Below are 26,325 nucleotides of genomic sequence, written 5' to 3'. Positions count from 1 at the left end.
GAGACCTATTCTAATCTAATGGGACTTCACGAATAAAGCGCGCTGGATTGCCGGCAACAACTTGATTGTCGGGAATGTCTTTTGTGACAACACTGCCTGCACCTACTACAACATTATCTCCGATTGTCACACCAGGCAGCACAATTGCACCTGCACCAATCCAAACATGATCACCTATCGTAATTGGAAAAGCAAGTTCTAATCCAGAAGCGCGTTCTGCCGGATTCAGCGGATGTGTTGCTGTAATGAGTTGGACATTCGGGCCGAGCAGAACATGATTGCCGATTGTAATGGGGGCAACGTCTAGCATGACAGGATTGAAATTAGCATAAAAATGATTGCCGAGCGAGATATTATAACCGTAGTCAAAATGAATATCAGGTTCGATGAATACATTATCACCGCAGTGACCAATACTTTGTCTTAATAGAAAGTGGCGTTCTTTGATTGAAAATGCATTGTTGATTGCTTTTGTTGCATGACGTGCTTTATGACGTTCTTTTACAAGTTGCGGATCTCTTGAATTATAGAGTTGTCCGCTCAGCATTTTTTCTTTTTCAGTTGTCATAATTAAAAACCTCTTTAATCAATAGTGTATTAAATTCAGATTACCACTTATTAAAAGAAATGCAATCTATCAGGTGAGTGGTGTATAATGATGTAAATGATAGGTTGATTCAACCGGATGCGCAAGTTAGGAGACTTTATTATGGAAAATCAACGAACAGCAAAGCGCGAAAAAATAGATATCTTGTCTGTTCAATTTGATAACGTCACGATGGATGAGATGAAACATCATGTAACAAATTTTGTAGAAGCTGATACGACCGATAATATGTTTGTGGTTACAGCAAACCCTGAGATTGTCGATTATGCGCTTGAAGATAAAAATTATTATGATTTGATTGGAGAAGCGGACTTTATAATCCCGGACGGTACAGGAATTATCCAAGCAGGTCGAATATTAGGAACACCCTTGAAAGAACGAGTGCCTGGTATTGAATTTATGGCTGCATGCTTAGCCATAGCAGAACGCCATCGTCAAAAAGTGTTCTTATTAGGTGCTTCAAAACATGTTGTAGCTGAAGCGGTAAAACAACTTCAAAAGAAATATCCACATATTGAATTTGCTTCCCATCATGGTTATATCGATACTGGTGATGAAAGTGTAGCACGTCAAGTATGTAATTTTAATCCGGATTATATTTTTGTAGGTATGGGTTATCCTAAGCAAGAAGAATGGATTAAACGACACCGGCATCGTTTTCAACATACTTTATTGATGGGCGTAGGCGGTTCTATTGAAGTATATAGCGGTACTAAAAAAAGAGCACCGCTTATCTTCCGTAAATTAAATTTAGAATGGTTTTATCGTTTGATTACGGATTGGAAACGAATGGCACGTATGCAGCGCTTGCCTCGATTTGTATCTAAGGTTTTTCGAACAAGATTAAAAAAATAAAGAATAGAAATATTACTGCTTTGAAGGGTCTGAAGACGAATCGAAGCAGTTTTTTTATGGAATTTAACTTTTGGATTTCGTGTAATCTATTTTAAATTAAAGGGAAAGGTGGCCAAACGATGAGGCCAGTCTTGAAGCCGTAATAGGTAATAAAGATTCGTTATTTAGATAAGTTAGTAGATGAACTTGCCAAAGGTAAAGGATGGATAAAGTGTTACGTAAAAAATGAAAACGCTATTAAGTTTTACGAAAATATGAATATTAAATAAATAGATTGATATATCGTAATGATTACGATATACTATAAACAATTTAAAAATTGATTCGGTGATAAAGACAATAGATACACAAAAAAACAGAGAGCGGAAGTCATCGGCTGTGAGCTTTTGCATTAATTGAAAGTGTATTTTACTACTTTAGAGAAGTATATGAAAATATACCGTTTAATGACATGTTACGTCATTCCAATGAGGAAATAAATGTTGCATCAGCAGAGCTGAAGAAATTGTAATTGCTTATGTTGTTTCTTATTTGTTTTGAATCTGGGTGGTACACGAGCAGAAACTGCACTCGTCCCTTTATATCTAAAGGGATAGGTGCAGTTTTTTTATTTTAATTCGGAATTTAAGGAGGCAAAATGTATGGGAAATCAAGTCATCGTAACTTTACCAGATCAACGCAAATTGGAGGTGGAACAAAGCACAACACTTTACCAAGTTGCACAACAAATTGGCAGTTCTTTTGCCAAAAAAGCCGCTGTAGCATCTATAGATGGTGAATTACACGATTTGAATCATCAAATCGAGAAAGATTGCCAAGTTGAATTCTTTACTTATGAAGATGAAGAGGGCTTAGCAGCGATTCGTTATACTTTAAGTTATTTAGTAGGAGAAGCTGCTGTGAAATATGGAGTTGAAGTTGCAGATTTTGGTGTAAATAAAGAACAATTCTATTGTGATTTTAAAGCTGAAAATACTTTGAAGGCCGCTGATTTAAAAGAAGTTACAAAAACAATTAATAAAGCAATCAGTGCCAATCACCCTATTGAAGTACATGAGTATTCAAAATTAGATGCATTAGATTTATTTAAAGATAATCCGTTTATGCAGCATCATATCGAACAAGGTGAAGAACCTGTGAAAGTGGCTGTGCATGGAGATTATAAAGCAGTGATTCACCAACCACTTGTAACTAACTTATCTAAAGTTAAAAATTATAAATTACAATCTATTTCAGCAACTAACTGGTTGCGTGATGTGAATAATGAATCATTGCAACGTATTGCTGGTTTTGCATTTGCTGATGCCAAAGCGCTAGAAGAACACCAAGCTTTTATTGAAAAGTATGAACAAGTAAACCATCGTCGCTTAGGTAAAGAATTAGACATTTTCTCATTCTCAGAATATGCACCTGGTATGCCGTTTTATGCACATAATGGACAAGTGATTCGTTTAGAATTACAAAATATGTTGAGACAATTGCAATTTGAAGCGGATTATGAAGAGGTTTACACTCCATTTATTATGGACGAAACTTTATGGAAAAACAGTGGTCACTGGGATCATTATCAAGATAATATGTACTTCACAGAAGTGGATGAACAAACTTATGCTTTAAAACCTATGAACTGCCCAGGCCATATGTTGATTTATAAAAACCATCTGCATTCTTATCGTGATTTGCCAATTCGCATGGCTGAATTTGGCCAAGTACATCGCCATGAATTAAGCGGTTCATTAAATGGTTTATTCCGTGTACGTACTTTCAACCAAGATGATGCTCATATTTTTGTACGACGTGATCAAATTGAATCAGAAATTTTAGATGTTTTAGGCTTAATTCATAAAGTATATAGCGTGTTTGGTTTTGATTACAGTATTGAGTTATCTACTCGTCCAGATGACTTTATGGGTGAAATTGAATTATGGGATTTCGCAGAACAATCTCTTGAAAACATGTTGAATCAACATGGCTTTAAATATACAGTCAATGAAAAAGATGGTGCGTTCTACGGACCGAAAATTGATATTCATATTAAAGATGCACTAGGACGCAGCCATCAGTGCGGTACTGTTCAACTTGACTTCCAAATGCCTGAAAAATTCGATTTAACATTTATTAATCAAGCTGGAGAAAAAGAACGTCCTGTTGTCATTCACCGTGCAATCTATGGATCAAGCGACCGTTTCATCGGAATTTTACTTGAACACTTTGGCGGCAATTTGCCATTATGGCTTGCACCTGTTCAAATGGAAGTAATCCTAGTAAATGCTGATTTACATTTGGATGCAGTAAAAGATTTGAAACGTCGTTTGAAAAAAGAAGGTTTCAGAGTAGAACTTGATTTATCCGATGAAAAAATGGGGTATAAAATCCGTCAAGCGCACTTGAAAAAAGTACCTTACACTCTTGTAGTTGGAGACAACGAAGTAGAAAATGGTACAGTAGCTGTTCGTAAACGTGGAGAATCTGAAGAACATAGCATTAATGTCGAAGATTTTGTGAAACAATTGAAAGAAGAAGTTGACGTATTGGATAAAGTAAAATAAAGATCCAAATAGGCGTTTATTCCTGAAAAAGGGATAAACGTCTATTTTTTATGACACTTTTTACATCATTGCTTACAAATGGTGTTATTCCTAGCCTTAAATATCTGAAAATTTGGAATAATCTGTTTACAAAGCGTTTGATTAACTGTATATTACATATATTCATTATTTTTCTAGAAAGAGAAAAGGACTAAAGAAAGTGTACTTATAGGGGGATGTGATTTTATGACAAGAGCGCAGGAGATATTTGAACGCGATGAAAAATATTTTGCAAAAGCAGGTCGTATTCCGTACTACCCGCTTATTATTGATCACGCTCATGGAGCAGTTTTAACAGATGTTGATGGGAAAGAATATATTGATTTATTATCAAGTGCAAGTTCTCAAAATATCGGACATACACCAGAACGTGTTGTAAAAGCGATACAAGCACAAACAGAAAAGATGATTCATTACACACCTGCATATATGTATCATGAACCTTTAGCAGAACTCGCTGAAAAAATTTGCAGTTTATCACCTGGAGATTTTAAAAAACGCGTTATATTTGGTTTAACAGGTTCAGATGCTTGTGACGGTATTATCAAATTTGCTCGTGCTTATACTGGAAGACCTAACGTAATTAGTTTTACAAATGCATATCATGGCTCAACATATGGTTCGATTTCTTTATCAGCAATCAGTTTAAATATGAGAAGAAAAATAGGGCCTTTATTACCAGGCATTCACCACATTCCTTTTCCGGACAGCTATCGAGGAATGTTTAACAGTACAGAACCAAACACTGTAGATGAATATTTAGCACCTTTAAAAGAAATGTTTGAAAAGTACCTGCCTCCAGAAGAAGTTGCATGTATTATGTTAGAAACAATACAAGGAGATGGCGGTTTATTAGAACCGGTACCTGGTTATTTCGAAGCTTTAGAAAAATTATGTCGAGAGCATGGCATTCTTTTAGCAGTAGATGATATTCAGCAAGGTATGGGACGTACAGGTAAATGGAGTTCTATTGAACATTTTAATTTCGAACCTGATTTAGTTGCCTATGGTAAATCATTAGCAGGCGGCATGCCGATGTCAGCCATAGTTGGCAGAGAAGATATTATGGGTAGTTTAGATGCGCCTGCGCATTTATTTACAATGGGTGCCAATCCGGTGAGTTGTGCAGCAGCTGTGGCAACTTTAGAAATGATGGAAGAAGATAATTTAGTGGAGGAAGCAGCAAGAAAAGGCGAATATGCAAAAACACGTATGAAAGCATGGGAAAATCAACATGAATTTATTGGGAATGTTCGCGGTTTAGGTTTATCTATCGGTGTAGATATCGTCACAGATAAACAGTCTAAAGCACGTGATAATGATGCTGCATTGAAGATTTGTAATCGATGTTACGAACGTGGTGTCGTGATTATTGCTGTAGCTGGAAATGTCTTAAGATTCCAACCACCACTTGTAATTACTGATGAGGAACTCGATCAAGCATTGACTATCTTAGAAGAAACATTCGAAGAACTTGAACAAGGAAAATTAGAAGCTTATCAAGTTGCAGGACAAGGATGGTAAGGGGGTTAAGACAATGGGACAACAAATAGATTGGAAGAATGTATTGAAATTAAGCGGTGCTTACATGGCTTACTTAATAGGATCTGGTTTTGCTACTGGACAAGAAGTGATGCAATTTTTTGCTTCATACGGTAAAGCAGGTATTGCAGGTATCCTTTTAAGTGCAATTTTGTTTTGTTCTCTAGGTGTTACATTGATGACAAGAGGATATGAATTGCAATTAGAACATCCGGGAGATATTTTCAGAGTATATTGCGGCAAAATTATCGGACGTTTGATTGAATATTTTACTTTGCTTTTCTTATTCTGTATTGTTGTGATTATGATTTCCGGTACTGGCGCAATTGCGCATGAACATTTCGGTATTCCTGCAATAGTTGGTTTGCTTGGAATGGGAATTATAACTATGATAACAGTAATTTTCGGATTAAATAAATTGGTAGATATCATTGGTGCAGTGGGTCCGGTGATTGTGGTTTTAACCATTGCTATTTGCTTGGTTGTATTCTTTAAAAATATCGGTTCTTTGCCATCTTTAGATACATTGCCTCAAGCAGCTAAAGATTTGCAACCAGCTGGTCATTGGTGGCAATCCAGTATTTTATTCTTTTGTTACAACATTTTAGCAGGTACGATTTTCTTTACACAATTAGGTCAACAATCAGGTAGTAAGAAAGAAGCGGCAGCTGCTGGGATTTTGGGTGGTGCTGGTTTGATGTTGGCAGTACTAGCTATGGTCGTTGCGATGTTTGCACATTATAACCATGTATTGAAATTAGAAGTACCCGTTTTATATTTAGGGGATACAATTAGTCCTTGGGTAGCCATTGTATTTTCTATTTGTATTTTACTCGGAATTTATTCAACAACGGCACCAATGTATTGGTTGATAAAGAACGAATTCATGCGTATGATTCCTGCTAAATTTGGAGTTATTGTAACGATAGTGTTAGGTATTGTGTTTATGCTTGGTGGATCATTGCCTTTTGGAAAATTGGTCGCTATGATATATCCATTCGTAGGTTATGTAGGATTAGCAGTGGTAATTATTATTTTTGTACGTACAATCTGGGCAAAAATGAATCCGCAGAAGTCTAAAGTTTAAATGATTAAGTTGGAAAAATGAATATAAAAAATACGCGTTGCAGTAGAAAGGGTAGCTGCAACGCGTTTTTGTTTAAGGGTTATAGTTTTATAGTGAATGTGTATCAATTAAGTAGTTGAGGGAACTTAATTGCACACAGGTTATTTGACATTTTTATTACTTTTTTTATTGAGGGTATGTGCTCAGATTGAAGGGCTATTTACAATCTGAGCTGTCGTGTGATTTATGAGATTATTGTTAATCTCTTTTCCATATACAATCCTGCACGTGTTATCGATAGTTATTGGACAGAGCTGATTTATGACTCTGTTTAATTTAAGGGTTTGTGGGCTAGCAGCATAATAGTGTTGTATATTCAGTTTGAGTTGAGGGGTTCTGCTGGTGGTGATGAATTGTGGGAATTCAGTTCAGCAGAATACTGGGATAATAACACCTTATTACGCTACATTTACGTTTTAAAATTTTTAACGTGTTTTAGAACTATCAATCAATTTATAGATATTGTAATTCTATTTTGTGCTAACATTGAAACTTATCAGGTTTTATGAGTTGTTAGGGTTTTTTTGAGAATCAGATTTATCACTTACGCTTAGGAATTTCTTTTTCAATCACATTATTATTCGGAAAGGAGGTCGCAAGTAATAGATATTCGACGCTGATCTCAAAGTTATAAAGGTGTTTGAATGGGCTGAGTAAACACTTTTATATTGAGTTTGTTTTGGGCTTGCTATGCTATTTACCAATAATTGTGGTGAGCGTAAATTAGCACAGCTGTTTATTTATTTTTATAGAAATGAATGGGTTTTACAATGATAAGTTCCAACTCAATTGTATATGGAAAATAAAAACTCGATCCTGTTTACATATATCACCTCCTTGAAAGTTAGTACGAGTTTCAAAGCGGGTTAGTAAACAGCACCGAGTACCTTACACCAATCCTGATTTATTCGATTGAACGGTCAAATACAAAAATTGAAATGACCTCGTCATCTTCTAGATTAACATCTGTAAATAATTTTACAAATTTTGCGCCTACCAATTCTTCCATTTCTGTTGGAGGATGTTGGTTATAAAGTTGCTTAATTTCTTCTGTACGGCCAAATTTAAGCATTCGTTCAAATTCTTTACTTTCCGTATTTCTTAAGTAAAAATTTTCGACTTTACTCAAACTACCTGTCATATGTGCAATAGCCCAATTATCTTTAAAGAAAACTTTAATTTGTTCTGGACCTTTTCCAATATGTGCTTTTCGATATGCACGCACGAGATTAGCAAATTCTTGAGTTTTATTTTTAGTATTCTTGTTAGCTATATCAATCACCTGCTTACTTGAGAAATGATATGACATAATGAATTACAGGCTCTATGTTTATCTGTGCACGCCAATACTTCTTTTCTTCGACTTGAAAAAAACTAAGCAGTGGAAAGCTGTTGTTTTAGATAGCTCTTGTACAAAATGTCATTTGCTTAAATGTCTCGACATTCTCGAAAATGAGCGAATTTTCAATGCCTGTTATTTATACACTTGTTCTTAATGATAATACTTTTAGAAATCAATTTAAAGGGTTTTGCTTAAAAAATTGAAAAAAAGTAAGTAACGCAATTAAAAACTTCAACTATGGTTATATCTACCCAAACTTATGAGTAATTCAAACTCATTTATATTCAAAATATATAAATGAGTAGAAAGATTTATTTCATTACAAATCGAGACTTATCTAGTTCTTGTTTGAATTCTTTTTGTTGTGCTTTAGATTTTTTTCTGAAATCTTTCAAAAATTGTTCGTATTTTGGTAAAACGTCATCTAACTCACCAAATTCTTTAAGTCGACCGCCTTCAATCCATGCGATTTTTGTACAGAATTCACGTACTTGACCAATATTATGGCTGACGAAGAAGATGGTTTTATCCGCTTCTTTAAATTCATGGATTTTATCTAATGATTTCTGTGTGAAAGTTTGGTCGCCGACTGATAATGCTTCATCGATTACCAAGATATCCGGATCGATCGTAACGTTAATTGAAAAACCTAATTTTGCGCGCATACCACTAGAATATTTCTTAACCGGTTGATAAATAAACTCTCCCAATTCACTGAATTCAATAATTTTAGGTGTGAGTTCTTTTATCTCTTTAGGTTTGAATCCCATGCATAACATTTTGAATTCAATGTTTTCCAAACCAGTCAATTGCGCATTCAATCCTGCGTTAATCGCAATAACACTAACTTCACCATGTTTTTCAATTTCTCCGCTTGTATTAGATAATGAACCGCCGATGATATTACTTAGTGTGGATTTTCCAGAACCATTGATACCTACTAATCCAATAATGTCACCTTTATAAGCTGTCATGGAAACGTCATTTAACGCATAAAAAGTTTTGTTTTTATGATTGGGTATGAGAGCATCTTTGACTCTTTCTTTGTTATTACGATAAATACGATATTCTTTTGTTATATTTTCCATCTTTACAGATATATCTTTCATAAAAAAACCGTCCTCATTTTACGTTGCTTAATAGTGCTTCACTACACGTGGTTATCTATATTATATTATAATAATGACGTGAAAGTGAGAAAAACGACTGCATGTTAATTAATGTTCTAAATTTTACCATTAATTTTAAGAAAGGTCATTATTTTAATATGTAAGATGTTTTCAACTGGAATCTAATGAAAATTGTTTCAATCTATACTATAATTACGTATAATATTAAGATGAATATATTAGGCATACGAAAATTATTACATATGACTTGTAATGAAGTGCGCAAATCGTTTGAAAGCGTGGTTTAAACATGGGAGCATTAATAACTGTTCTTAAGGAACATATTAAAGGTTTTTATTTAATTAACAGGTTGGCTCAATTCGAATTGAAAATTGCCAACCATAATAACTATCTCGGAATGGCATGGGAGCTAATAAACCCGCTCATTCAAATTTTAGTTTACTGGTTTGTATTTGGATTTGGTATTCGTACGAACGCACCTGTAGATGGTATTCCTTTCATTTATTGGATGCTTGTTGGTATCAGTATGTGGTTCTTTATCAACCAAGGTATTCTAGATGGGACACGTTCGATTGTTTCAAAATATAATCAAGTTGCAAAAATGAATTTCCCGTTATCGATAATCCCGACTTATACGGTAACAGCGAAATTATATGGACACCTTGTTTTATTATTAATTATTTTTATATTCTGTGTAGCTTCAGGGATTTACCCGACTATCCATATTATTCAGTTGTTACTATACGTACCTTTTGCATATATTTTCACTTGTGCAGTAGCGCTTGTGACTTCAACGTTAGGGGTATTGATCCGTGATACACAAATGTTGATGCAAGCATTAATGCGTGTGCTTTTTTACGCTTCACCAATTTTATGGGTAGCAAAACCGGGTTCGATTGTACAAAAGATTTTAATGTTAAATCCGATTTATTTTATTGCAGAAGCATACCGTGCAGCATTGTTATATCATAAATGGTACTTTATCGAGCATTGGGAGCTCGCATTATATAATGTATTTATCGTCTTATTCTTGTTCTTTGTAGGTTCAATTTTACACATGCGTTACAGAGACCAATTTGCAGACTTTATGTAAGTATTGATAGATAAGATAACTCCAAGCATGTTTTCACGTGTTTGGAGTTTTTTTAAAAGAAAAACGAAGGTGGCATCTTTAATGAGACAAATCATAAAAAAAGTTTATCTGCTGATTATCAGTATTTTAAATGGCTTGTATAAAAAAAGAAAAATCAAATCTAATCATATTGTCGTATTCATGACATTTAAAGAAGATGTCATGCCGATAATTAAAAGATTGAGCGATGACGGGTATGAGGTTACCGTTATAGGTAAACCAGCTGATAAGTTAAGTGTTAAGCACTTAAAAAATGTGGATTTTATTGATAATAGTAACAAAAAAGTTTTTGCGCAAATTCATGCGCTTTCAACTGCAAAGGTTATTTTTGTAGATAATTATTACTTGTTAATGGGCGGTTTTCGTAAGAAAAAAGGTCAAACAGTTATCCAAACTTGGCATGCAGCAGGCGCATTAAAGTATTTCGGTTTAAAAGATCATGCTGTAGATTTAACGAATAAGAAGATGGTTGAACAATATATGAAAGTATATAATGCGACCGATCGTTATCTTGTAGGTGGTAAACCGATGGAGATTTGTTTTACAAATGCCTTCGGAGCAAAACCTTATCAAATGCTTCAATTTGGTTTGCCGCGCATGTTGCAATACTTTTCTAAAGATTTAGAGGCACAAAAAATTGCTTTGAAAAAGCAATACGGAATCGAAGGCAAGCTAGCAGTATATGTACCGACATATCGCGAAAATTATCAAGCAAATCGTGAGATTAATAAGGAGAAGTTTGAAGCAGCACTGCCAGAATATACACTAATAAATAAATTGCATCCGGCTGCACTTAAATTAGGGGAAACTTCTAAAATTGATACACAGCGTTTATTTTTAATGGCAGACGTGATTATCACAGATTATAGTTCATTAGCGATTGAGGCAAGTTTATTAAACAAACCTGTGTTATTTTATGTATATGACCAAGCGGAATATGAAACAGAACGAGGATTAAATCATTTTTATTGGGAAATTCCAGAAACGTATAAAGCTTATAATGAAGAAGATTTATTACAAAAATTGCAAGAAGGTCCTGAATATTATCCTCCATTGTTTAAAGAATGGCATACTTTCAGCACACCTGATACACTGAATAAAATATCAAACTATATTAGAGAATTGGTGAAAAAGTAATGAAAATTTCTATAATTATTCCAGTATATAATTCAGAAGAAGTTGTGAAACGTGCAGTACGTTCTATTGATACAAAGTATGATCATGAAACTATTTGTATCAATGATGGGTCGACAGACCATACATTACAGACATTAGAAGAATTACAAAGAGAAAATAAACATATAAAAATAATCAACCAAGAAAATAAAGGTGCAGCCGCAAGCCGCAATGTCGGTTTATCTCAAATGACTGGTGATGTTTATATGTTTTTAGATGCGGATGATGAGTTTCTTCCAAGTCGTATAGATTTAATGGCACGTCGTTATGAAGCTAATGACGATGTAGAAATCGTAGTAGGTCAAACAGGACGCGATTATCACGGTGAATGGCGTACATTCCCTACACATGAAGAAATTAAAAAAGATGAAGTTGTGAATTTGACGCAATGTCCTGCGATTTTACAATCAATTGGACCTCGCGATAAAATGTTCAGTTCACGTTTTAAAAATTTACGCTTTGATGAAGATATCGTATTTTGCGAAGAACATACTTATATGGCACATGCTTTTAATCAAGCAAGAGATATTCAACTTTTGCCAGATATTATTGCAGGTTACAATATGCGTGAAAATTCAATTACCGCACAAAGTGTAGAACGCTTCTTTTCTTATATGAGAGATGCATATAAAGTGCGTCAACGTGTAATGGACTATTTAAGAATGCCGAATGTGCAAGAATATTATAGCTATCGTATGGATGAATTAATTGTGAGTTATATGTTGCAAGCTTATGTCACTGCTAAACCAAAAGTTACACAAGACTTATTGGACGTTGTGATTCAATATATTGAGGGCATGCAAAAAACACATTATGATGGAAATGCACTTTTTAGAATTGTAAAAGTAATGGAGGGCGGCGCTATAGGCTGGACACCTGCGTTTTATCGTCAATGGCGTGAAGCGCTAAATAAAGTAGGCATCGGAAGGCCCAATTATATCGCATTCCATTTGCAACTAGTACCGAAAATAGGTGTGTTCAGAGGACGTAATGCATTGAAGAAAGCTTTGAAAAGATAAAAAAATAGGCCATTTAATATGGCTTATTTTTTATATATTTTCATACAGAGAATGAATTTAAAATAGAATTATGGTATTTTTTAAACAGTGAAAGAAAAAAGAGGAGAGAGATTGATGAAGCGTGTTATCACATATGGAACATATGACTTGTTGCATTATGGTCATATTGAACTACTTAGAAGAGCAAGAGAAATGGGCGACTATTTGATTGTTGCACTTTCTTCTGACGAATTTAATCGTATTAAAAATAAAAAATCATACTACAATTATGAACAACGTAAAATGATGTTAGAATCTATTCGTTATGTAGATCTTGTCATTCCCGAGGAAAACTGGGGACAAAAAGAACGTGATGTAGAACGTTATGATGTAGATACCTTTGTCATGGGACATGATTGGGAAGGCGAGTTTGACTTCCTTAAAGATAAGTGCGAAGTAATTTATCTTAAACGTACAGAAGGAATTTCTACGACTCAAATTAAGAAAGAACTTTATGGTAAAGATGCGAAGTAATTTATCAATGAAATAAATAAAAGAGCTCATACACAGTACCTCTTACAGACTAGTTTGTCAGGAGGACTGATGTGAGCTCTTTTTTTGGCTGCAATTATTTTTTTCGACGAATAAAGTCAATGATTAAGAAAATAATAATAGCAAGTGCAGCAACGACGAAACCAAAACCAATGATTGTTAATACGGGATGTTCAGAAAATGATGTTTTAGCAAATGACGTTGCTTCGTGTGCAAGTGGTCTGTTTACCTCTACGGAAGGTGGACCATATTTTTTTGAAATGAATTGTCTTGGATAGTCAATGTGTACTTTTCCATCTTCAACTACGAATTTATAATCTTTTTTCGTATAGTTTTTTGGTAAAACATCATACAAGTCTTTTTTAACATAGTATTTTTTACCATTGATTTTCTGTTCGCCTTTAGAAAGAATCTTAACGTATTTATATTGATCAAAGGATCTGTTCATGATGCTGTTACCCATTTTATTACGTTCTTTTTCACCGCCAAGGTGTTTAAAGTCTCCAGCGCCCATAATAGCTTGGTCGATACGGAAACCATCTCTTTTTGTTGTAATAGTGTGGTTGTAGTCTGCAATATCGCTTGATCCAGTTTTTAAACCGTCTGTTCCTTTGAGGCCTAATTCTGCACCTTCAAGTGACCAGTTAAATGTATAATATGTAACTCCGTGCTGCGTTGGTGCTAATTGTTTGGTGAAATAAAGAATTTTTGGCGTATCCTGAATGACTCTTTGAGATAAAATTGCATAATCTTTAGCAGATGCTCTACTCGACATTTCATTTTTATATTTTTTAGGTGCGAAATCTTGTAATAAGTTGTTTTCAGCACCAGTCGGGTTAACATAATGCGTTTTTGTCATGCCAAGTTCTTTAGCTTTTTTGTTCATTTTGTCTGTGAAATCTGATGTATTTCCAGAAACTTTTTTAGCTAATATCAAAGCTGCAGCATTACTAGATGCAGAAACTGTTATTTGCAACAGTTCTTTGATAGTATAAGTTTCGCCTGGATATAATTTCGTATTGCTGAGTTTCGGTAATGTAGACATACGATAATCGTCTTCAGTGATTTTGACTTTATCATTAAGAGACAATTTATGGGCTTTAACTGCTTCTAACGTAAGATACATTGTCATTAATTTAGTCATAGATGCAGGGTACCATTTTTTGTCCATGTGATAATCGTAAAGTACTTGTCCTGTTTGGCTGATATTAACGGCGCCTTCTGGGTTGAAGTCATCTGATATGTTGTAACCATATTCATTTGCTACTTGAGCAGGAGAAGGGGTATTCGTGTCCGCTTCAGAAAATGGTGTTATAATTGTACTTGCGAAGAATATCAGCAGTGTTAGTAATATTATTTTTTTCATAACGTAACCTTCATTCCTTCAACATTAATTTATGAACAGAACTATTCTATCACAAAAGAAGTTGGAAACAAGACATGTGACTTTCACAGAGCCTGACAATACGGGGAGGACAGTCTGGCGTTTGTCTGACCGAAGTATCACCGACCTCTTATATAGCTTGTTTTATAAATGATGTGCGAGGTATGAAATTGAAGTAAAGAAATTTTAAAAATTTAGTTGAGGTAAGTGTAATGGAACAAACAAAAACGAAAAATAACCCTTTATTATTTCTGCTGAAAAAATTAAAGTGGCCAATCGGTCTCATCATAGTAGCAGTTTCTATTTCTTCATTAGGAAGTATCAGTGGATTGCTTGTCCCATTATTTACAGGGAGAATGGTGGATAAATTCACAGGTTCTCAATTTAATATGCAGTTTATCCTCATATTTGTTGCTGTATTCGCGCTTAATGCAGTGTTAAGCGGAATCGGATTATACTTGCTGAGTAAAATCGGTGAGAAAGTCATTTATGCAATCCGTTCAGTCGTATGGGCACATATTATCCGTTTGCGCATGCGCTTTTTTGATATAAACGAAAGTGGTCAGCTCATGAGCCGACTTACAGATGATACAAAAGTGATTAATGAGTTTGTCTCACAAAAATTGCCGAATGTATTACCATCTATTATTACATTAATCGGTTCATTGATTATGTTATTTATCATGGATTGGCAAATGACATTGTTAACGTTCATTACCATCCCACTCTTTGTAGCCATCATGATTCCATTAGGAAGAGTCATGCAGCGTATTTCCACACGTACCCAAGCAGAAATTGCGAATTTCAGCGGCTTGTTAGGACGTGTACTCACAGAAATGCGTTTAGTTAAAGTGGCAAATACTGAACAAGTTGAATTAGATAAAGCACATTTGAATTTAAAAGAAATTTATAACTTAGGCTTAAAGCAAGCTAAAATTTCTGCAGTTATTCAACCGATATCCGGATTGATTATGTTATTAACAATTGGGATTATCTTAGGATTCGGCGGAATCAGAATTTCTTCTGGTGCTATTACAGCAGGTACATTAGTAGCAATGATTTTCTATGTTATTCAGTTGTCTATGCCATTAGTCAATTTATCGACTTTAATGACAGATTATAAAAAAGCGGTAGGTGCCAGCAGTCGAATTTATGAAATTATGCAAGAACCATTGGAAGAAGTAAAAGCACCGACAGGTCATGAGTTAGCAAACGGCAATCTTGATTTTGATCATGTTGATTTCGGATATGATACGAAAGAAGTATTGCACGACTTGAATTTTGAAATTCCAAAAGGGAAAGTGACAGCTTTCGTAGGACCTTCGGGATCAGGTAAAAGTACAATATTCAATTTGATTGAAAGAATGTACGATGTGACACAAGGCGACATTTTATATGCAGGTGTGTCGATCTATCAACTTCCATTATCTGACTGGCGAAATAAAATAGGTTATGTGATGCAATCAAATGCGATGATGAGCGGTACTATCCGAGATAATATTTTGTATGGCATTAATCGCGAAGTGACGGATGCAGAACTTGAAAATTATACGAAGTTAGCAAACTGCCATGATTTTATCATGGAGTTTGATGAAGGATACGATACATTAGTCGGAGAACGCGGTTTGAAATTATCTGGCGGCCAAAGACAGCGTATTGATATTGCACGCAGCTTTGTTAAAAATCCAGATATCTTGTTGCTTGATGAAGCTACAGCAAACTTAGATAGTGAGAGCGAGAAGAAGATTCAAGAAGCGTTAGAGACATTAATGGAAGATCGTACTACTGTAGTCATAGCGCATCGACTTTCTACAATTATGAAAGCAGATCAAATCATCTTCTTAGATAATGGTTATGTAACAGGTATGGGTAAACATAAAGAACTAATGGAAACACATACGAAATACAAAGAGTTTGTGATGACACAAAAGTTAACAGATTAAATCAGCATCGCTTCCGAATAGATGAATTTCGGAAGCGATTTTTTATGTTTTGCAAAACCTCCATGTTTGACTGACTACTTGCAGTAAGATTTTTTAATTGACTTTTAAAAATTGTAATTCAAAGCAACGTTTCAACATGATATACTATAAAAGCACTTAAAAATTACATTTGTAAACATGAAGTCGACAGAATTGTGAATCGTGTTGTATAAAGCTGAGAAGTAAAATGGCACTTTTTCTTTGTGCAACGAGCCATTCATACATAATTCAGAAAAAATAAAAAAAGGCGGGTGTCTTATGTACTTACTGATTAATATTATCGGATTGGCAGTATTCCTAGGAATCGCAGTATTGTTCTCAAGAAATCGTAAAGAAATCCATTGGAAGTCAGTCGTGATATTAGTTGTTGTTAACTTATTTCTTGCATGGTTCTTTGTATTCTTCCCATGGGGGAACTGGTTTGTATCTAAAATGGCAGATGGTATTTCCTGGGTAATTGAATCTGCCAACGCAGGAACTGGCTTTGCATTTGCAAGCTTTGTAAACCAAAAACAAATGGATATGGCAATTTCTGCTTTATTCCCAATTTTACTCGTTGTACCACTATTTGATATTTTGATGTACTTGAATATTCTACCTAAATTCATCGGAGCAGTTGGCTGGTTGCTCGCGAAAGTAACACGCCAACCTAAGTTCGAATCTTTCTTCGGTATTGAAATGATGTTTTTAGGAAATACTGAAGCATTAGCAGTTTCAAGCGAACAATTAAAAAGAATGAATGAAGTTCGTGTTTTGACGATTGCAATGATGTCTATGAGTTCAGTTTCAGGTGCAATTGTCGGAGCATATGTGACGATGATTCCTGGTGAATTAGTACTGACTGCGATTCCATTAAACATTATTAATGCAATCATTGTGACTTCAATTTTAAACCCGGTCAGTGTAGAAGAACGAGAAGATATTATTTATAACCTTAAAGAAGAAGGCGCACAACGCCAACCATTCTTCTCATTCTTAGGCGACTCAGTGATTAATGCTGGTAAATTAGTTTTAATTATCATCGCTTTTGTTATCAGTTTCGTTGCTTTAGCTGATTTATTAGATCGTTTTATCAATCTTATCACTGGTATTATCGGTGGTTGGATTCACGTAAAAGGCAGCTTTGGTTTGAACCAAATCTTAGGCGTTTTCATGTATCCATTCGCATTATTACTTGGTTTGCCATGGGATACAGCGTGGATTGTAGCGCAACAAATGGCGAAGAAAATCGTAACAAACGAATTCGTTGTCATGGGACAAATTTCAGACGTTGTGAAATCATATGATCCGCATAGACGTGCTGTTATTTCAACATTCCTTGTATCATTCGCAAACTTCTCAACAATCGGTATGATTGTCGGAACGTTAAAAGGAATCGTGAATCAAAAAACTTCTGATTTTGTATCAAAATATGTACCGATGATGTTATTGTCAGGAATTCTCGTATCATTACTGACAGCAGCTTTTGTCGGATTATTTGCATGGTAAGTCGATATTTTTATAGCGCAATGTTCAACTTCAAGTTGGATGTTGTGCTTTTTTATATGCAGTAGTTAAAAGTAATGATATTCAAGTGCCATAGGTAAAGTGAAAAATTAAATATGAATTTGAAAGGAAGTATAATGAAAATGGAAAGACCAAGTATATGAATGTGGGGAGACACAATCATTACTTGGTCTTTTACGGGAAATGAATTTGATACACGTAAACAGTAAGGACTAGGTACTGGACGTGCATTCGAGCGAAAATTTTGTTTGTTTATTGTAAACAACACAAAGGAGATAACCTCCTTAATCTATTGACTAAGGAAGTTGAAATTTATTATAGCAAACCTCAAAACCAAAGTAAACAAAATTTTCAGAATTATTAATAAAATGTTGAACTGTTTAAATCAGAAGAGCAATATTGTAGGCATGACGGGAGTTATGCTACCATTTAATTGTCTATACAATTTTATAAGGGGGCGGTCATTTTGAATAAAAAAACCATGCGCGACCTTGCGTTAGTTGTTTTTGGATCGTTTGTTTTTTCAGCAGGCGTCAATACATTCATTATTTCAGGTAAATTAGGCGAGGGCGGCGTAACAGGGCTCGCCATTGTACTATATTATGCCTTTCACTTATCACCTGGTATCACTAACTTTGTTTTAAATGCAATTTTAATTGTGATTGGTTATAAGTTTTTAAGTAAGCGCAGTATGTTTTTAACGATTATCGCTACTGTTTTGATATCTGTATTCTTGGGGTTAACAGAATCATGGCATATTGAAACGGGGAATGTTGTGGTGAATGCAGTCTTTGGGGGTTCTTGTGTTGGACTTGGCATTGGTGTCATTGTCTTAGCTGGAGGAACAACTGCTGGTACTACAATTTTAGCTCGGTTAGCGCATAAGTATTTAGATGTAAGTACATCATATGCTTTGCTATTCTTTGATTTAATTGTTGTTGCGATTTCAATTACTGTTATTCCGATGGATAAAATTTTAGTAACGATTATTTCACTATACATTGGCACAAAAGTGATGGAATTCGTAATTGAAGGTTTGAATACAAAGAAAGCTATGACGATTATTTCAAGCCGTCCCGATGAAGTAGCTAAAGTAATTGATGAAAAAGTGGGCCGAGGGGTAACGATTATAGATGGCCGCGGTTATTATTCTAAAGAAGATAAAGAAATTTTATATGTAGTTATCAGTAAAACACAAGTATCTAAAGCGAAACGATTGATTCGCAGTTTAGATGAAAATGCTTTCTTAGTCATTCATGATGTGCGTGATGTCTATGGAAATGGATTTTTAGCAGACGAATAATGTAAATCCGAGGGAATATGCCTCGGATTTTTTCGTATTTATGATAAGGATTTGTTAGGAAAATGTGTGTTGAGGTGTTATAATATACTCTATGATAATGATTATCAATTACATCGCTGTAGTTGATAAAGTACTTTAGATAAATGATAATAGATTGAATTTGAACGTATTGCGATTCAATCTCACGATATAAATGCGAGTAAAGATATGAAAGAAAACTTGAGAAAGTCTTGAAATGGGTCAGAGTCAAAAAAATTATCTGAATTCAAGATTGATTCAAATGTTTTCGAAATGGAAGGATGAAAGAAATTGATGAATCGTTTAAACGGTCAACAAGTAACAATCGGATATGGGGAACATGTTATTGTTAGTGATTTAGATGTTGAAATTCCTGATGGAAAAGTGACATCCATTATCGGACCGAACGGTTGCGGTAAATCAACGCTTTTAAAAGCGTTATCACGTTTGCTTTCTGTAAAAAATGGCGAAATTTTATTGGACGGTAAAAATATTCACACGCAATCTACAAAAGAAATCGCTAAGAAAATTGCTATTTTACCTCAATCACCAGATGTAGCGGATGGATTAACAGCTGGAGAGTTGGTCTCTTATGGACGTTTTCCGCACCAAAAAGGCTTTGGCCGTTTGAGTGCTGAAGATAAAGAAGAAATTGATTGGGCTTTAAAAGTCACTGGTACGTATGACTTCAAGCATAGAGCGATTAATGACTTAAGTGGCGGTCAAAGACAACGTGTTTGGATTGCAATGGCTTTAGCGCAAAAAACAGACATTATTTTCTTAGATGAACCGACAACATATTTAGATATCAGTCATCAGTTAGAAATTTTGGAACTCGTGCAAGAGTTGAATCGTGAACATGGTACAACAATTGTGATGGTATTGCATGATATTAACCAAGCTATCCGTTTTTCTGATCACTTGATCGCTATGAAGGGCGGAGATATTGTATCTTCAGGCGAAACACATGAAGTATTAACAAAAGAAATTTTAGAACAAGTATTTAATATTGATGCTGAATTAAGCACGGATCCGCGTACGGGTAAACCGATGCTTGTCACATATGATTTATTGTGTAAGCATTACTCAAAAGTGTGAGGAAAGATAAATGACACAAAAGCAGAAAAAACAAAAACAAATTAATTTTACATCTGCGTTTATCTTATCTTGTCTTTTGCTTTTCGTTATGTTGTTGATATCTATTTTATACGGTGATGCGAGAATTCACTTATCTACGATTTACCAAGCAATCTTCCATTATAATCCAAGCATAGAACAACATAATATTATAAGTGAGATTCGGATACCGCGCGATTTAGGCGCGGTATTAGTCGGTATGGCACTTGCTGTTTCAGGTGCTGTTGTGCAAGGTGTAACTAAAAACGGTTTAGCAGATCCCAGTTTGATTGGGTTGAATGCGGGTGCAAGCTTTATGTTAGCTGTGACTTATGCATTTTATCCAAGTGCTAATTTCAGTATTTTAATGCTGGCTGGTTTTGCAGGTGCTGTTATAGGCGGCACGATAGTCCTATTGATGGGACGAACACGTCAAGATGGATTTAATCCGATCCGAATTATTTTAGCGGGTGCTGCAGTCAGTGCCTTCTTGACTGCGCTCAGCCAAGGTATTGCACTATTCTTCAAATTGAATCAAGATATCAACTTTTGGAGCATGGGCGGTGTTTCCGGTACAACTTGGATTCAGTTGAAATGGAGTGCGCCTATTATTATTGTAACTGTTATTTTAATTATCCTTTTAAGTAAACAGTTGACGATACTTAACCTAGGCGAAAGTTTAGCAACTGGATTAGGACAAAACGTCACATGGATTCGTACAATCAGTTTAGTATTGACGATGCTTTTAGCGGGTATCGCAGTGGCGATGGTTGGACAAATCGCATTTGTCGGCTTGATTGTGCCGCATATCGTACGTTTTTTAATCGGTACAGACTATGCCAAAGTCATTCCTTTGACGGCGGTACTGGGCGGATTCTTAGTATTGCTTGCAGATACTATCGCACGTATGTTAGGAGATGCGCCTGTCGGTGCGATTGTATCGTTTATCGGTGTGCCTTACTTTATCTATTTGATTAGAAAAGGAGGACGTACGATATGATTGACAATAAACTACGTATCAAGCAGCTCATTGCTTTAGCGATTTCTATTATTTTACTCTTTATGGCATGTGCTTGGAGTGTTACTTCTGGTGAATACCATATGTCAATCAGCACCTTTTTCAAAACTTTGTTTGGCCAAGGCGAATATACAGATAGTCTGATTTTATTAGATTTCAGATTGCCTCGAATGTTGATAACGATTTTGGCAGGCGCTGCTTTGAGTATGAGCGGTGCGATGATGCAAAGTGTGACGAACAACCCGCTTGCAGAACCTGGTATTTTAGGGATTAATGCAGGAAGCGGTTTTTTAATTGCGCTATTTTTAGTAGTTGGACATGTTAGTGCAGATAATTTTATTTATATTTTACCGATACTCAGTATTATCGGCGGTATGTTAACTGCAGTTATCATTTTCTATTTTAGCTATACCAAAGAAAAGGGAATTACACCAGCGAGTATGGTGCTTGTAGGTGTAGGACTTTCTGCGGCATTAGCGGGTGGTTCTTTAACATTAATGTCTAAATTTGATCGTGATCAATCAGAGTTTATGGCAACTTGGCTTGCCGGAAACATTTGGGGAGATGACTGGAGTTTTGTCATCGCCTTATTACCATGGTTGATTGTGATTATTCCATTTTTATTTACCAAAGCGAATACATTGAACATCTTGAATACTAATGAACAGATAGCACAAGGATTAGGGATTAATGTACGTCGCGAACGTATGATTATTTTATTTGCGGCTGTTGCTTTGTCTTCTGCAGCAGTTGCAGTAAGCGGTGCAATCAGTTTTATTGGTCTAATGGGACCGCATATTGCTAAAACAATCGTGGGACCAAGACATCAATTGTTCATGCCGCTTGCAATCTTTATTGGTGCTTTTCTATTAGTCTTTTCTGATACAGTCGGTCAAGTCATCTTACAACCTTCTGGTATTCCAGCGGGTATTGTCGTTGCACTGATTGGTGCACCGTATTTCTTATACTTAATGTATCGCTCTAAAAGTTTTTAATTAAAATATTTAAAAATATATCGCATGCATACAAGGTTATTAATGTTAATTGCAAAAGATTGTGATAGAATAACAGTAATTGCAAATAAAATCTGTTCAAATATAGGAGGACATTGCCATGCAAGATTTAATAAAGCGACATGTCTTAAACGGCGAATTTGAATCAGTAAAACAATTAATGTCCGAATCAGATTTTATGGAATTCGAAGAGGCTTACATTTCAAGTGCACATGATGTCGAAAGTGTAATGTTTTATACATGCATTTTAGATATGATGAAAGAAGGCGAAACTGCAGAACTGCATGATTTAGCATTCTTACTGTTGGTTTATCCACTCAGTGAAGTTGAAGGTGCACTTGATTCTGCTTATTACCATGCTGAATCTTCCATAAAACTCACTGAGGGCAAAGAAGTGAAGAGCTTATTGCAAATGTTATTACTTCACGCTATTCCTGAACCTGTTATTTCAGATAAAAAAGCTTTCGATATTTCTAAACAAATTCTTAAATTAGATCCGAATAATAACGTAGCTCGTAATATTCTTAAACAAACAGCCAAACGAATGGATAATGTAGTAGTCAGCATTGATGAATTAAATCAAAATCGCGGTGCAAAATAATAAGCATGTGAAATGAATAATGAACAAAAGCAAAAGAACATCTCAATGAAGATGTTCTTTTTTTATGGGCGGGTCGTTGGGAAAGATACAATGTTTGAATATCCTTAAGTTTTACTTATAGTTAACCTCAGTATATTTAATGAGTAATATGATTAAATAGAGGGTAATTTAAAATTGTATTTGCGAAATATGCGAAGCGCGATTTGCGCAATATGGTGATTTATTGTTACTATATACTTTTCATGGAAAAATTCATGACCTTTAAAAAAAGAGACAGAAAAACGCTATGGATAGTAAGTATAATCGTTGGCAAGCATTGTTTTTTAATTACATGAGGAGGTATTATACGTTATCATGACGTTTAATAAAGAAACTGTAAAAATTGGCTTTGCCTATGTCGGTGTAGTAGTCGGCGCAGGTTTTTCAACAGGCCAAGAAGTTATGCAATTTTTCACAGATTATGGATTATATGCATACATTGGTGTTTTAATAGCAGGATTAATTTTAGGATTCATCGGAAGACAAGTAGCAAAAATAGGGACAGCTTTCGATGCTGAAAACCATGAATCGACACTTTCATATTTATTTGGTAAACAATTTGGACGAATCATCGACTATATACTCGTCTTCTTCTTATTTGGAATTTCTGTCACAATGATTGCAGGGGCAGGCTCTGCATTCCATGAAAGTTATGGTATTCCAACTTGGTTAGGTTCATTAATCATGGTAATCGCAATTTACATTACATTATTAATGGACTTCAATAAAATAGTACGTGCGCTTGGTGTGGTTACACCATTTTTAATTGTTTTAGTCATTGTAATCGCAGGCGTATACTTAGTAAAAGGTCAAGTACCTATTTCACAAATTAACTCAGTTGTACCAGATGCTAATCCTATTCAAGGAATTTGGAGAGGTACAATTTACGGCGGACTTGCATTTGCAGTTGGTTTTAGTACAATCGTTGCAATCGGCGGTGACGCTAGTAGACGTAAAGTATCAGGTGCTGGTGCTTTATTCGGCGGCGTTGTTTATACAATATTACTTGCTTTGATTACGTTTGCATTGCAAACAGAATATCCAGCAATTAAAGATGCAGCAATTCCAACCCTTACATTAGCACATGGTATTCATCCAATTGTTACGATTTTACTATCAATTGTAATGTTGGCTGTTATGTATAACACAATTTTAGGATTGCTCTATTCTTTCGCTGCACGATTCACAACACCATACACTAAAAAATATCATATTTTAATTGTGATTATGATGCTCGTTGCATACGGATTAAGTTTCGTTGGATTCTCAAGCTTAATTAACTTCTTATATCCAGCAATGGGTTATGTAGGATTGTTAATCGTGATTGCAGTATTAATTAAGTACTTTAAACGTAAGAAAGAAAATAAAGAGCACATTGCTTAAATCGTTAATTGTGTTAAGTTACTAGATATAGCATTGAAAATATTTAAAAGGTCAGTTAACTGTCATGCGCAGTTGAATGAAATTCTAAAAAATAAGGGCGCAGCATTTTAAATGCTGTGCTTTTTTACATATAATGAGTTCACCCTTTGAGATGTATACTGATATACAGTACAATAAAGGCAAATTATAAAATGCGACAAACGACAGAGAGAGGACTTGGTGGCATGAGCAAGCGCAAAAAACGCTGGCTTGTATGGAGTACAATCATAGTTATCGTTCTTTGTATTGCAGCGGGCATCAGTATAAAAAAATACTTTGATTATCGTCATACACAAGATATGAAAGAAAAAGTGCAATTGAATAATCGTAATGTAAAAGTCTTTAATAACATTACGTATGGAAAAACTTATCCCAAAAGTCAATTAGACATTATTACGCCGGCAGAGTTGGATAAAGATGTTAAATTACCGGTTATTTTTTGGATGCATGGCGGCGGATTTATTGCAGGTGACAAACAATATAAAAACCCGTTATTATCTAAGATTGCGGAACAAGGTTATATTGTGGTCAATATCAACTATGCGCTCGCACCAGAATATAAATATCCGACACCATTAGTTCAAATGGATCAAGCAGTTTCTTTTATTAAAAAGAACCAGCATGAATTGCCTATAGACTTTAAACAAGTGGTATTCGGAGGAGATTCAGCAGGTGCACAACTATCCAGTCAATATACGGCAATACAGACGGATAAATCGTTGCGTGATTCTATGGATTTCAAACAGCAATTTAAACCCAAAGACATCAGAGCAGCTATATTCTTCGGCGGTTTTTATAATATGAATACAGTGAAGAAGACAGAATTCCCGCGAATTCAGTTATTTATGCGCAGTTATACCGGAACATCGCATTGGGAATCTGAATTCAAGAATTTGTCTGAAATGTCTACAGTAGAACATGTAACACATCAATATCCGCCTACTTTTTTATCTGTAGGAGATGCAGATCCATTTGCGAGTCAAAATGCTGAATTTGCAGATGTCTTAAAACAACATGATGTGCCGACAGATACGTTCTTCTTCGATGGTTCTCATCATTTGCATCATCAATACCAATTTCATTTAGATAAACCAGAATCTAAAGAAAATTTAGCGGAAGTTCAGCACTTCTTAAGTCGTAATACTAGCTCGACAAATATTAAAAAACAAAATGAACAATTCGAGCCTATTCAATTAAATCCGTTTTAGTTTCGATTGATTTCTGTAAATACCCGGACACTTGTCTGGGTATTTTTAAATAGGTAATTAAAAAGCCCTTGAACCATTCACCACAAATGGACAAGGACATAAAAAGATTATTCAATTTAACAAAGTAATTTATTAACGTAGTAATTTCGCCATCACATATTCATTATAATATTGATTATCGATTTTGAGTTTATCACGCATTTCGCCTTCAATTTGATAGCCAGCAGATTTGAATAATTCTACTGCATGTTCATTTTGAGGCACTACAACTGCTTCTAGACGTCTGATATTATGGTTTAAAGCCCATGCATCTACTGCATTTAAGAGCGATTGTCCAACGCCTTTGCTGCGATAATGTTCACGAATACCAATACGTACACGTGTCTCATGTTGTGTGCGTTCATATTCACGTGACGATACAATGGCAAATCCAATTAACATACCATCAATTTCAGCAATATAAATTGTATTAGATGGAGAAGTGATGAAGTGTTCAAGATTTTTTAAGGCACTTGAAAGAGAAGGGACATATTCACCAGGACTATATAACATAAAGTCAGATTCATCATAGATATCTTTTAATAATTTGATATAGTCATCTGCATCGTTAATACTTATTTCTCGAATCGAATGTTCCATAGACACCCTCCATTTTATAAGGTAGTAT

At 35.0% G+C, this 26,325-nt stretch carries 23 protein-coding genes; 18 read left to right on the top strand and 5 right to left on the bottom strand.

From position 1 onward, the window contains the following. Positions 1-10: 10 nt before the first annotated feature. The gene (locus tag DYE31_RS11100; RefSeq protein WP_046100201.1) at positions 11-568 is read right to left on the bottom strand and encodes a sugar O-acetyltransferase; all 558 of its coding nucleotides are present in this window, start codon (positions 566-568) and stop codon (positions 11-13) included. Positions 569-709: 141 nt separating this feature from the next. Here DYE31_RS11100 and tarA point away from each other — a divergent pair, with 141 nt between their 5' ends. From tarA to DYE31_RS11075, 5 genes are all read left to right on the top strand, one after another. Next, the gene (gene tarA / locus DYE31_RS11095; protein WP_041612934.1) at positions 710-1,462 is read left to right on the top strand and encodes an N-acetylglucosaminyldiphosphoundecaprenol N-acetyl-beta-D-mannosaminyltransferase TarA; all 753 of its coding nucleotides are present in this window, start codon (positions 710-712) and stop codon (positions 1,460-1,462) included. Between the two features lie 149 nt (positions 1,463-1,611). Beyond that, positions 1,612-1,731, top strand: a complete 120-nt coding sequence (locus DYE31_RS13045; protein ID WP_115314410.1) for a DUF2200 family protein — start codon at positions 1,612-1,614, stop codon at positions 1,729-1,731. Between the two features lie 372 nt (positions 1,732-2,103). After that, on the top strand, positions 2,104-4,011 hold the full coding sequence (gene thrS / locus DYE31_RS11085) for a threonine--tRNA ligase (RefSeq protein WP_012664310.1): 1,908 nt from the start codon (positions 2,104-2,106) through the stop codon (positions 4,009-4,011). Between the two features lie 225 nt (positions 4,012-4,236). Continuing rightward, positions 4,237-5,574 carry an aspartate aminotransferase family protein gene (locus DYE31_RS11080; RefSeq protein WP_115314393.1) on the top strand — a complete coding sequence of 446 codons (1,338 nt, stop codon included), beginning with the start codon at positions 4,237-4,239 and terminating at the stop codon, positions 5,572-5,574. Positions 5,575-5,587: 13 nt separating this feature from the next. Beyond that, on the top strand, positions 5,588-6,679 hold the full coding sequence (locus tag DYE31_RS11075) for a YkvI family membrane protein (RefSeq protein WP_012664312.1): 1,092 nt from the start codon (positions 5,588-5,590) through the stop codon (positions 6,677-6,679). A 943-nt stretch (positions 6,680-7,622) separates the two neighbouring features. Here the strand turns inward: DYE31_RS11075 and DYE31_RS11070 are convergent. Continuing rightward, positions 7,623-8,027 carry a Na-translocating system protein MpsC family protein gene (locus DYE31_RS11070; protein WP_012664313.1) on the bottom strand — a complete coding sequence of 135 codons (405 nt, stop codon included), beginning with the start codon at positions 8,025-8,027 and terminating at the stop codon, positions 7,623-7,625. Between the two features lie 344 nt (positions 8,028-8,371). Then, positions 8,372-9,169 carry a teichoic acids export ABC transporter ATP-binding subunit TagH gene (gene tagH, locus DYE31_RS11065; protein ID WP_012664314.1) on the bottom strand — a complete coding sequence of 266 codons (798 nt, stop codon included), beginning with the start codon at positions 9,167-9,169 and terminating at the stop codon, positions 8,372-8,374. Between the two features lie 310 nt (positions 9,170-9,479). Here tagH and DYE31_RS11060 point away from each other — a divergent pair, with 310 nt between their 5' ends. From DYE31_RS11060 to tagD, 4 genes are all read left to right on the top strand, one after another. Beyond that, positions 9,480-10,283 carry an ABC transporter permease gene (locus tag DYE31_RS11060; RefSeq protein WP_046100197.1) on the top strand — a complete coding sequence of 268 codons (804 nt, stop codon included), beginning with the start codon at positions 9,480-9,482 and terminating at the stop codon, positions 10,281-10,283. An 81-nt stretch (positions 10,284-10,364) separates the two neighbouring features. After that, positions 10,365-11,459: a teichoic acid glycerol-phosphate primase TarB gene (tarB, locus tag DYE31_RS11055; RefSeq protein WP_012664316.1), complete on the top strand. Its 1,095-nt coding sequence runs from the start codon at positions 10,365-10,367 to the stop codon at positions 11,457-11,459. Further along, positions 11,459-12,517 carry a glycosyltransferase family 2 protein gene (locus tag DYE31_RS11050; protein ID WP_012664317.1) on the top strand — a complete coding sequence of 353 codons (1,059 nt, stop codon included), beginning with the start codon at positions 11,459-11,461 and terminating at the stop codon, positions 12,515-12,517. The genes tarB and DYE31_RS11050 overlap by 1 nt, the downstream gene beginning before the upstream one ends. A gap of 114 nt (positions 12,518-12,631) precedes the next feature. After that, a complete protein-coding gene (gene tagD, locus DYE31_RS11045; RefSeq protein WP_012664318.1) occupies positions 12,632-13,030 on the top strand; it encodes a glycerol-3-phosphate cytidylyltransferase in 399 nt (132 codons plus the stop codon). A 94-nt stretch (positions 13,031-13,124) separates the two neighbouring features. On the opposite strand, the gene pbp4 is transcribed toward tagD, so the two are convergent. After that, positions 13,125-14,414 carry a penicillin-binding protein PBP4 gene (gene pbp4 / locus DYE31_RS11040; protein WP_015899549.1) on the bottom strand — a complete coding sequence of 430 codons (1,290 nt, stop codon included), beginning with the start codon at positions 14,412-14,414 and terminating at the stop codon, positions 13,125-13,127. Between the two features lie 230 nt (positions 14,415-14,644). Between pbp4 and DYE31_RS11035 the strand changes: the two genes are divergently transcribed. The 9 genes from DYE31_RS11035 to DYE31_RS10995 all read left to right on the top strand — a co-directional run bounded on the left by DYE31_RS11035 (position 14,645) and on the right by DYE31_RS10995 (position 25,658). Continuing rightward, positions 14,645-16,375, top strand: coding sequence for an ABC transporter ATP-binding protein (locus tag DYE31_RS11035; protein WP_015899550.1), 1,731 nt, complete (start codon positions 14,645-14,647; stop codon positions 16,373-16,375). A gap of 297 nt (positions 16,376-16,672) precedes the next feature. Beyond that, positions 16,673-17,902, top strand: coding sequence for a NupC/NupG family nucleoside CNT transporter (locus DYE31_RS11030; protein WP_015899551.1), 1,230 nt, complete (start codon positions 16,673-16,675; stop codon positions 17,900-17,902). Between the two features lie 499 nt (positions 17,903-18,401). Beyond that, complete coding sequence (locus DYE31_RS11025) at positions 18,402-19,223, top strand: YitT family protein (protein ID WP_041613077.1); 822 nt, start codon at positions 18,402-18,404, stop codon at positions 19,221-19,223. Between the two features lie 312 nt (positions 19,224-19,535). Further along, positions 19,536-20,339, top strand: coding sequence for an ABC transporter ATP-binding protein (locus DYE31_RS11020; RefSeq protein WP_015899553.1), 804 nt, complete (start codon positions 19,536-19,538; stop codon positions 20,337-20,339). A gap of 10 nt (positions 20,340-20,349) precedes the next feature. Next, positions 20,350-21,357, top strand: coding sequence for a FecCD family ABC transporter permease (locus tag DYE31_RS11015; protein ID WP_046100191.1), 1,008 nt, complete (start codon positions 20,350-20,352; stop codon positions 21,355-21,357). Then, positions 21,354-22,370, top strand: a complete 1,017-nt coding sequence (locus DYE31_RS11010) for a FecCD family ABC transporter permease (RefSeq protein ID WP_015899555.1) — start codon at positions 21,354-21,356, stop codon at positions 22,368-22,370. The genes DYE31_RS11015 and DYE31_RS11010 overlap by 4 nt, the downstream gene beginning before the upstream one ends. A 118-nt stretch (positions 22,371-22,488) precedes the next feature. Beyond that, complete coding sequence (locus DYE31_RS11005) at positions 22,489-22,989, top strand: hypothetical protein (RefSeq protein ID WP_015899556.1); 501 nt, start codon at positions 22,489-22,491, stop codon at positions 22,987-22,989. A 354-nt stretch (positions 22,990-23,343) separates the two neighbouring features. Further along, positions 23,344-24,411: a YkvI family membrane protein gene (locus DYE31_RS11000; RefSeq protein WP_015899557.1), complete on the top strand. Its 1,068-nt coding sequence runs from the start codon at positions 23,344-23,346 to the stop codon at positions 24,409-24,411. Between the two features lie 224 nt (positions 24,412-24,635). Beyond that, a complete protein-coding gene (locus DYE31_RS10995) occupies positions 24,636-25,658 on the top strand; it encodes an alpha/beta hydrolase (protein WP_015899558.1) in 1,023 nt (340 codons plus the stop codon). Positions 25,659-25,790: 132 nt separating this feature from the next. Here DYE31_RS10995 and DYE31_RS10990 read toward each other — a convergent pair whose 3' ends face one another. Beyond that, positions 25,791-26,297, bottom strand: coding sequence for a GNAT family N-acetyltransferase (locus DYE31_RS10990; RefSeq protein ID WP_015899559.1), 507 nt, complete (start codon positions 26,295-26,297; stop codon positions 25,791-25,793). Between the last annotated feature and the right edge of the window lie 28 nt (positions 26,298-26,325).

Source organism: Staphylococcus carnosus, from assembly GCF_900458435.1.
Taxonomy (GTDB): Bacteria; Bacillota; Bacilli; order Staphylococcales; family Staphylococcaceae; genus Staphylococcus; species Staphylococcus carnosus.
This window is presented reverse-complemented; position numbering and strand designations above follow the sequence as displayed.

What these genes read in the sequence shown, in the direction of transcription:
- DYE31_RS11015 (WP_046100191.1), top strand. Translation starts at nt 20,350, where the DNA reads ATGACACAAAAGCAGAAAAAACAAAAACAAATTAATTTTACATCTGCG.
- DYE31_RS11000 (WP_015899557.1), top strand. Translation starts at nt 23,344, where the DNA reads ATGACGTTTAATAAAGAAACTGTAAAAATTGGCTTTGCCTATGTCGGT.
- DYE31_RS11020 (WP_015899553.1), top strand. Translation starts at nt 19,536, where the DNA reads ATGAATCGTTTAAACGGTCAACAAGTAACAATCGGATATGGGGAACAT.
- tagH (WP_012664314.1), bottom strand. Translation starts at nt 9,169, where the DNA reads ATGAAAGATATATCTGTAAAGATGGAAAATATAACAAAAGAATATCGT.
- tagD (WP_012664318.1), top strand. Translation starts at nt 12,632, where the DNA reads ATGAAGCGTGTTATCACATATGGAACATATGACTTGTTGCATTATGGT.
- DYE31_RS11100 (WP_046100201.1), bottom strand. Translation starts at nt 568, where the DNA reads ATGACAACTGAAAAAGAAAAAATGCTGAGCGGACAACTCTATAATTCA.
- DYE31_RS11080 (WP_115314393.1), top strand. Translation starts at nt 4,237, where the DNA reads ATGACAAGAGCGCAGGAGATATTTGAACGCGATGAAAAATATTTTGCA.
- DYE31_RS11025 (WP_041613077.1), top strand. Translation starts at nt 18,402, where the DNA reads ATGCGCGACCTTGCGTTAGTTGTTTTTGGATCGTTTGTTTTTTCAGCA.
- pbp4 (WP_015899549.1), bottom strand. Translation starts at nt 14,414, where the DNA reads ATGAAAAAAATAATATTACTAACACTGCTGATATTCTTCGCAAGTACA.
- DYE31_RS11070 (WP_012664313.1), bottom strand. Translation starts at nt 8,027, where the DNA reads ATGTCATATCATTTCTCAAGTAAGCAGGTGATTGATATAGCTAACAAG.
- DYE31_RS11035 (WP_015899550.1), top strand. Translation starts at nt 14,645, where the DNA reads ATGGAACAAACAAAAACGAAAAATAACCCTTTATTATTTCTGCTGAAA.
- tarA (WP_041612934.1), top strand. Translation starts at nt 710, where the DNA reads ATGGAAAATCAACGAACAGCAAAGCGCGAAAAAATAGATATCTTGTCT.
- DYE31_RS11005 (WP_015899556.1), top strand. Translation starts at nt 22,489, where the DNA reads ATGCAAGATTTAATAAAGCGACATGTCTTAAACGGCGAATTTGAATCA.
- DYE31_RS11010 (WP_015899555.1), top strand. Translation starts at nt 21,354, where the DNA reads ATGATTGACAATAAACTACGTATCAAGCAGCTCATTGCTTTAGCGATT.
- DYE31_RS11060 (WP_046100197.1), top strand. Translation starts at nt 9,480, where the DNA reads ATGGGAGCATTAATAACTGTTCTTAAGGAACATATTAAAGGTTTTTAT.
- DYE31_RS10995 (WP_015899558.1), top strand. Translation starts at nt 24,636, where the DNA reads ATGAGCAAGCGCAAAAAACGCTGGCTTGTATGGAGTACAATCATAGTT.
- tarB (WP_012664316.1), top strand. Translation starts at nt 10,365, where the DNA reads ATGAGACAAATCATAAAAAAAGTTTATCTGCTGATTATCAGTATTTTA.
- DYE31_RS11030 (WP_015899551.1), top strand. Translation starts at nt 16,673, where the DNA reads ATGTACTTACTGATTAATATTATCGGATTGGCAGTATTCCTAGGAATC.
- thrS (WP_012664310.1), top strand. Translation starts at nt 2,104, where the DNA reads ATGGGAAATCAAGTCATCGTAACTTTACCAGATCAACGCAAATTGGAG.
- DYE31_RS10990 (WP_015899559.1), bottom strand. Translation starts at nt 26,297, where the DNA reads ATGGAACATTCGATTCGAGAAATAAGTATTAACGATGCAGATGACTAT.
- DYE31_RS11050 (WP_012664317.1), top strand. Translation starts at nt 11,459, where the DNA reads ATGAAAATTTCTATAATTATTCCAGTATATAATTCAGAAGAAGTTGTG.
- DYE31_RS11075 (WP_012664312.1), top strand. Translation starts at nt 5,588, where the DNA reads ATGGGACAACAAATAGATTGGAAGAATGTATTGAAATTAAGCGGTGCT.